The organism is Pantoea sp. AS142 (assembly GCF_037152305.1).
Lineage (GTDB): Bacteria > Pseudomonadota > Gammaproteobacteria > Enterobacterales > Enterobacteriaceae > Pantoea.
The window spans coordinates 305,470-312,708 of the sequence record NZ_JBBCMO010000004.1 but is presented as its reverse complement, the minus strand read 5'-3'; the positions used below and the strand labels follow the sequence as shown (position 1 = coordinate 312,708).

The following is a 7,239-nucleotide window of genomic DNA, read 5'->3' as shown; positions in this document are numbered from 1 at the left end:
CGTCGGGCGGCGCGGAGACAGAATTTGCCTGGCGGCTGTAGCGCGGTGGTCCCACCTGACCCCATGCCGAACTCAGAAGTGAAACGCCGTAGCGCCGATGGTAGTGTGGGGCCTCCCCATGCGAGAGTAGGGAACTGCCAGGCATTAAATAAGTGAAGAAGCCCCGCACTGTCGTGCGGGGCTTTTTTACGTCTGTTGTTTGCCACTTTAAGCTGAAACATTTTCATTTACTGCATCAACTCTCGACAATCCACAATGATCAGGCTAATGTTGGGCATCCAGATGTCTAAACGTTTATACGGTTGCGAGAGGTGAGCAGGTTATGCCAATCAGGGTTCCCGACGAATTACCGGCAGTGAATTTTTTGCGCGACGAAAATGTCTTTGTCATGACATCGTCCCGTGCCAGTGTTCAGGAGATCCGCCCGCTTAAAGTGCTCATACTGAATCTGATGCCAAAAAAGATCGAAACGGAAAATCAGTTTCTGCGTCTGCTCTCCAACTCGCCTTTACAGATCGATATTCAGCTGCTGCGCATTGACAGCCGTGAGTCACGCAATACGCCCACTGAGCATCTCAATAACTTCTACTGCAATTTTGAAGATATCCAGCATGACAACTACGATGGCTTAATCGTGACAGGTGCGCCACTCGGGCTGGTCGATTTTAATGATGTCGCCTACTGGCCCCAGATTCAGCGCGTACTGCACTGGGCAAATGAGCACGTCACCTCAACCCTGTTTGTCTGTTGGGCAGTGCAGGCTGCGCTTAATATTCTGTATGGCATTCCTAAACAAACCCGACATAACAAACTGTCCGGCGTCTATGAGCACCAGATTCTTCATCCCCATGCGTTACTGACTCGTGGTTTTGATGATAATTTCCTTGCGCCGCACTCACGCTATGCAGATTTTCCCACTCAGCTGATCACCGATTACACCGATCTTGAATTGTTTGCTGAATCGGAACAAACCGGCGCCTATCTGCTGGCGAGTAAAGACAAACGTCTGGTGTTTGTTACCGGCCACCCGGAATATGATGCTCTGACATTGTCCGGTGAGTACCATCGCGATTATGAAGCCGGCGTGAGTCCGGAAGTGCCTTATAACTATTTCCCACAGGACAATCCGGCCCTGCCACCGCGCGCCACCTGGCGTAGTCACGGCAATCTGCTCTTCTCGAACTGGCTTAACTACTACGTTTACCAAATCACGCCGTTCGATCTGCGTCGCATGAATCCGACGCTGGAATAGCCCCGTCTGAAGATTCACTGAACCGTGTTAGCTGATGGCAACACGGTTTTTTTTCGCCTTTAAAATGCTTCTGAAAGTACTTCCCTTATTGGAAGGTATTATAATTTCATATAAAACATGGTGATATAAGCATCACGCTATTAAAATGGAAATAGTTTTTGATTTTATAAAATAAATGATTATGCTCTGATCCTGTCGCTCAGAAAACAAACACCGTGTGGATCCGCTGCATTCGATCCTTTGAATACAGGAGAACGCCAGCATGACAGACTCAGTGATCAGCCATACCCTTATTTTCAGCCAACCATTTAGCCATGCCGAACAGCAACTGTTAACGCCCGAGGCTGTTTCTTTTTTACAGGCTCTGGTCGCACGTTTTGCACCGCAACGCAAAGTGCTGTTATCGGCTCGCCAGCAGCGGCAACAGCGATATGATCAGGGCTATCTGCCAGACTTCGATATGGAAACCGCTTCCATAAGATCCAGTGCATGGCATATTCACTCTATTCCGGCAGATTTAGAAGATCGTCGGGTCGAGATCACTGGCCCCCCCGATCGAAAAATAGTGATTAACGCCCTGAACGCAAAAGTAAAAGTCTTTATGGCCGACTTTGAGGATTCGCTGTCACCGGAGTGGTCAAAGCTGATTGAAGGGCAGCTGACACTGCGCGAGGCGGTGCAGGGCACCCTTAGCTACACCAGCGATAAAGGCAAAGTTTATCAACTCGGTGCTAACCCTGCGGTGCTGATGTGCCGGGTTCGCGGCCTGCATCTGTCAGAAAAGCATGTCACCTGGCAGGGGGAGACGATTCCGGGCGGGCTGTTTGATTTCGCGCTCTATTTCTTTCATAACGTCCGGTCCTTGCTAGCCAAAGGCAGCGGGCCTTATTTCTATCTGCCGAAAACAGAGAGCTGGCAGGAGATTGCCTGGTGGCGTGAGATCTTCAGTTTCAGCGAGGATCAATTCGATCTGCCGCGCGGCACAATCAAAGCCACGGTATTGATTGAAACCCTACCCGCCGTGTTTCAGATGGATGAGATCCTGTGGAATCTGCGCGATCACATTGTTGGCCTTAACTGTGGCCGCTGGGATTACATTTTCAGCTATATCAAAACCCTGAAACAGCATGCGGATCGCGTGCTGCCCGATCGCCAGTCCGTCACCATGTCTCAGCCGTTCCTGGACGCTTATTCGCGTCTGTTGATAAAAACCTGTCATCGCCGGGGGGCTTTCGCGATGGGCGGAATGTCAGCACTGATCCCCGCTAAAGATCCCACTCGCAATGCCTGGGTGTTGCAGCGCGTGATGGAAGATAAGCAGCGGGAGGCGGTTAACGGGCACGACGGCACCTGGATTGCGCATCCTGGTCTGGCAGATACCGCGATGGCGGTTTTCAATACCGCGCTGGGCGAGCGGCCCAATCAGCTACAGGTCATGCGTGAAGAGGATGTCCCAATCACGGCGGAGCAGTTGCTCGCGCCCTGTCAGGGTGAGCGCACTGAGGCCGGAATGCGTGCCAACATCCGCGTGGCGCTGCAATACCTTGAGGCCTGGATCAGCGGTAAAGGCTGTGTCCCGATTGACGGTCTGATGGAAGATGCCGCTACCGCTGAGATCGCACGCACCTCAATCTGGCAATGGATTCATCATCAGCAAATGCTCAATAGCGGCCAGCAGGTCACGGCTGAACTGTTTCTGCGCTGGCTGAATGAAGAGCAGCATCTGCTGCAACACGCGCTGGGCGAAGCCCACTTCAGCGCCGCTCGCTATGACGATGCGGCACAGTTGATGGCGCAGATCACTACCGAGCGCGAATTGGTTTCCTTTCTTACCCTGCCAGGCTATCGCCTGATCCCCTGAACAGAGGAGCTACTGCCATGACACGTACTCAACAGATAGAGCAACTTGAACAACACTGGCAAACCGCACGCTGGCAGGGCATCACCCGCCCTTACCGCGCAGCAGAGGTCGTCAATCTGCGTGGCTCAGTCCTGCCCACCTGTACGCTGGCAGAGCGCGGTGCGGAGAAATTATGGGCGCTGCTAAATGGCGAGGCGAAGAAAGGTTACATCAACAGTCTGGGTGTGCTGAGCGGCGGACAGGCACTGCAGCAGGCCAAAGCGGGAATTGAAGCCATTTACCTTTCTGGCTGGCAGGTGGCTGCGGATGCCAACGTGGCGGGGCAGATGTATCCCGACCAGTCGCTCTACCCGGTGAACTCGGTGCCAGAAGTTGTGGCGCGTATTAATCAGACCTTTCAGCGTGCCGATCAGATTCAGTGGTCCAGCGGCATTGAAGCGGGTGACAGTCGGTATACCGATTTCTTCCTGCCGATTGTCGCGGATGCCGAAGCCGGTTTTGGTGGGGTGCTTAATGCGTTTGAGCTGATGAAGGCGATGATTCAGGCGGGCGCTGCTGCGGTTCACTTTGAAGATCAATTAGCTGCAGTAAAAAAATGCGGTCACATGGGCGGCAAAGTCCTGGTACCGACCCAGGAAGCGATCCAGAAACTGGTGGCGGCACGGCTGGCTGCGGATGTGATGGCTGTGCCAACCCTGCTGCTGGCTCGCACTGATGCTGACGCCGCTGACCTGATTACCTCAGATTGCGATGAATATGACCGCCCCTTCATCCGGGGCGACCGGACGGCAGAAGGCTTCTTCCGCACCCACGCTGGCATCGAACAGGCGATCAGTCGCGGACTGGCCTATGCACCTTATGCTGACATCCTGTGGTGTGAAACCTCGACGCCGGATTTGGTGATGGCGCAGCGCTTTGCCGACAGCATTCATGAGCGCTTCCCGGGCAAACTGCTGGCCTATAACTGTTCGCCCTCATTCAACTGGAAAAAGAACCTCGACGATCGCACCATCGCGAGGTTTCAGCAGGCACTTAGCGACATGGGCTATCGCTTCCAGTTCATCACGTTGGCTGGCATTCACAGCATGTGGTTCAACATGTTCGATCTGGCCCATGCTTACGCACAGGGCGAAGGGATGCGTCACTATGTTGAAAAGATTCAGCAGCCTGAATTTGCTGCCCGCGATCGCGGTTACAGCTTCTCGTCGCATCAGCAGGAGGTGGGCACCGGCTATTTCGATCAGGTTACCAACATCATTCAGGGCGGTAAGTCATCGCTCACCGCGCTCACCGGTTCGACCGAAGAGCATCAGTTCTGACGCTTTTCCTCTGACTGATTATCCGCCCGCACTGTGGGCGGGTTTTTTTACCGGAGCTGACTATGCCGCCACGCGAATCATTAATCGCCCACACTATCCTGCAGGGTTTTGATGCACAGTATGGCCGCTTTCTCGACATTACTGCTGGCGCACAGCAGCGGTTCGAGCAGGCGGAATGGCAGGCGGTGCAGCATGCCATGAAGGCCCGCATTCATCTTTATGATCATCATGTCAGCCTGGTGTCCGACCAGCTGCGGGTACTGAACGGCGCGGCCAGCTGGGATGAGATTTTCTGGCTGCGCGTTAAGGATCACTATCAAAGCCTGCTGCCCGGCTATCCACGGCATGAGATTGCCGAAAGCTTCTTTAACTCCGTCTACTGCCGGTTACATGGACATGCCGATCTGCAGCCGGACCGGCTGTTTATCCTTAGTTCTCAGTCCCTGACCGCGCCGGTCACACCGTTACGCCCGTTGTCGCGCCGTTATCAGCCGGAGAGGGGCTGGCTGGCATTGGTGGATCAAGTGTTGGGGGATTTACCTCTGACGTTGTCCTGGCAGCACCGCGCGCGCGATGTGGGCTGGATTGTCCGCCACCTGCAGTCGCATTTCCCCCGGCTGGACGAGGGCTGGCTTGAGGTCAACAGTGAACTCTTCTATCGCAACAAAACCGCCTGGCTGGTGGCGCGTCTGCATCTGCCGGAAGGCATTTTTCCCTGCCTGCTGCCGATCCAGCGCACTGAAACGGCCGAGCTGTGGATCGACACCTGTCTGACCGAGGTTAATGACGCCAGCATCGTTTTTGGTTTTGCCCGCGCTTATTTCATGGTCTATGCCCCGGTGCCCGCGGCGCTGGTCGCCTGGCTGCAACCGATTCTGCCCGGAAAAACACTGGCAGAACGCTATATAGCGATTGGCTGCCAGAAGCACGGTAAAACTGAAAGCTATCGTGAATATCTTCAGGCGCTGGCAGAGAATAAGGCGGCTTTTGAGATCGCGCCAGGCGTGCGCGGCATGGTGATGCTGGTCTTCATGCTGCCGGGCTTTGATTGGGTATTCAAGGTGATCAAGGATCGCTTCGCACCGCAAAAAGAGGTGACGGAAGCGCAGGTGCACGCCTGTTATCAGCAGGTTAAAGAGCATGATCGCGTTGGGCGTATGGCGGATACCCAGGCGTTCGAGCAGTTTGCGCTGCCATTGGCGCGCATCTCACCGGCGTTGCTGGCGGAACTCCACGCCTGCGTGGCAGAGAAGTTGCACATCGAAGGCGATCGCTTGATCATTCGTCATCTGTGGCTGGAGCGCCGTATGCAGCCGCTTAATCTCTACCTGGCGCAGGCCAGCGCCGCAGACCGACGTCATGCGATTGAAGAGTATGGCAATGCCATCAGACAGCTGCCGGCAGCCAATATCTTTCCTGGCGATATGCTGTTTAAAAACTTCGGCATAACCCGCCATGGCCGGGTGATTTTTTACGATTACGATGAGATCCGCCCGATGCAGGAGCTGAACTTCCGGGAGGTGCCAGCGACGCGCTATGAGGAAGATGAACTCAGCGCCGAGCCGTGGTACAGCGTCGGACCGGACGATGTGTTCCCGGAAACCTTCCGCTATGCGTTATGCAGCGAAGCCGCGACTGGCGCATTGCTGCTGCAACTGCACCCGGAGATATTCGACGCCAGCTGGTGGCGCGCGCAGCAACAGCGTATCGTCCAGGGCCATGTGGAAGAGGTTATCGCCTGGCGGCAGACGCAGCGTTTCAGCGTCTGCTACGCCGCAGAGACTGTCAACGACCGCTGTACGCAAGGGTAACCTGACGCGCTTCGCGGATGACCAGCGCACCGAGTTCCGTAATCCGATCGTCTGTCATACGGGCGATGGGGCCAGAGATGGAAAGCGCGGCAAACGCCTCGCCATGTTCATCATAGATTGGCGCGGCGACACATCGCAGTCCGAGTGCATGCTCTTCGTCATCAAACGAAAAGCCCGCTTTGCGCACCTGCGCCAGATTCTCTTTCAGGCTCTGCGGCGACATCAGAGTTTTCGGCGTGTAGTAATGCAATCCTTTCCGATGCAGCAGGGCGGTGACCTGTTCGTCGCCCTGATGAGCCAGAAACGCTTTGCCTGCGCCTGAGGCATGCATCGGAAGCTTGCCGCCAATCGGCGCAGACATCCTCATCAGTTGGGTACACTGCACCTGATCAATGATCACCGCCTGGTGGTCGCTGAGATCCAGCACCGCCAGATTCACTGTCTCACCGGACTGTTCCATCAGGCTACGCAGCACCGGGTGGACCAGCGCCAGCAGATTACGGCTTTGGAGGAAACTGCTGCCCACCACAAAGGCGTGCGCGCCAATTGTCCACAGCCCGAGATCGCCCACCTGCCGGACAAAGCCCTGCTGCTGCATCGTGCTGAGCAGGCGATGCGTGGTGGAGTTAGGTAAACCTGCCTGCTGTGCCAGCTCGGTCAGCGCTACGCTGCCATGTGAATCAGCAATCAGCTCCAGCAGCGTCAGTCCGCGCGTCAGCGATTGAACCTGACCGCCCGCAGGTGCGGCGACAGGGGTGCCGCGGGGTTTCTTGCCGCGCTTAATGGGAACGGGCGTTGCCATCATTGTTTCTCCTTTTGCATTGTGGAAATCATTTTCGTTTGAATCACGCGGTTTGCAAACGCTGCTTTTCTGGTCAGACCTGTGAGGTGGTCTCCTGAAAATGTCTCTGGCGAGGTGACTTTGTCGCCTGACAAGCTTGTGCCAGAATGAAAAACAGGGTTTTCCGCCAGCAGACTGACGTGAATGGGGCAATT

General features: G+C 55.3%; 5 protein-coding genes and 1 rRNA gene. 5 read left to right on the top strand and 1 reads right to left on the bottom strand.

What is annotated here, in order from left to right; translation table 11 throughout:
• Window positions 1–27 precede the first annotated feature (27 nt).
• The 5 genes from rrf (at window position 28) to aceK (ending at window position 6,243) form a co-directional block, all read left to right on the top strand.
• Window positions 28–143: ribosomal RNA gene (gene rrf, locus WFO64_RS10865) — 5S ribosomal RNA — on the top strand.
• A 179-nt stretch (window positions 144–322) separates the two neighbouring features.
• Window positions 323–1,252, top strand: a complete 930-nt coding sequence (gene metA, locus WFO64_RS10860) for a homoserine O-acetyltransferase MetA (RefSeq protein ID WP_337011505.1) — start codon at window positions 323–325, stop codon at window positions 1,250–1,252.
• Window positions 1,253–1,514: 262 nt separating this feature from the next.
• Window positions 1,515–3,113: a malate synthase A gene (gene aceB, locus WFO64_RS10855; protein WP_337011503.1), complete on the top strand. Its 1,599-nt coding sequence runs from the start codon at window positions 1,515–1,517 to the stop codon at window positions 3,111–3,113.
• A gap of 17 nt (window positions 3,114–3,130) precedes the next feature.
• Window positions 3,131–4,432 carry an isocitrate lyase gene (aceA, locus tag WFO64_RS10850; protein WP_337011501.1) on the top strand — a complete coding sequence of 434 codons (1,302 nt, stop codon included), beginning with the start codon at window positions 3,131–3,133 and terminating at the stop codon, window positions 4,430–4,432.
• Between the two features lie 62 nt (window positions 4,433–4,494).
• Window positions 4,495–6,243 carry a bifunctional isocitrate dehydrogenase kinase/phosphatase gene (gene aceK / locus WFO64_RS10845; RefSeq protein WP_337011499.1) on the top strand — a complete coding sequence of 583 codons (1,749 nt, stop codon included), beginning with the start codon at window positions 4,495–4,497 and terminating at the stop codon, window positions 6,241–6,243.
• Here aceK and iclR read toward each other — a convergent pair.
• On the bottom strand, window positions 6,218–7,045 hold the full coding sequence (gene iclR, locus WFO64_RS10840) for a glyoxylate bypass operon transcriptional repressor IclR (protein ID WP_337011542.1): 828 nt from the start codon (window positions 7,043–7,045) through the stop codon (window positions 6,218–6,220). The two genes, aceK and iclR, sit on opposite strands and share 26 nt — an antisense overlap.
• Window positions 7,046–7,239: the final 194 nt, after the last annotated feature.

Coding starts and splice junctions, on each gene's coding strand:
- aceK (WP_337011499.1), top strand. CDS start 4,495: ATGCCGCCACGCGAATCATTAATCGCCCACACTATCCTGCAGGGTTTT.
- metA (WP_337011505.1), top strand. CDS start 323: ATGCCAATCAGGGTTCCCGACGAATTACCGGCAGTGAATTTTTTGCGC.
- aceB (WP_337011503.1), top strand. CDS start 1,515: ATGACAGACTCAGTGATCAGCCATACCCTTATTTTCAGCCAACCATTT.
- aceA (WP_337011501.1), top strand. CDS start 3,131: ATGACACGTACTCAACAGATAGAGCAACTTGAACAACACTGGCAAACC.
- iclR (WP_337011542.1), bottom strand. CDS start 7,045: ATGGCAACGCCCGTTCCCATTAAGCGCGGCAAGAAACCCCGCGGCACC.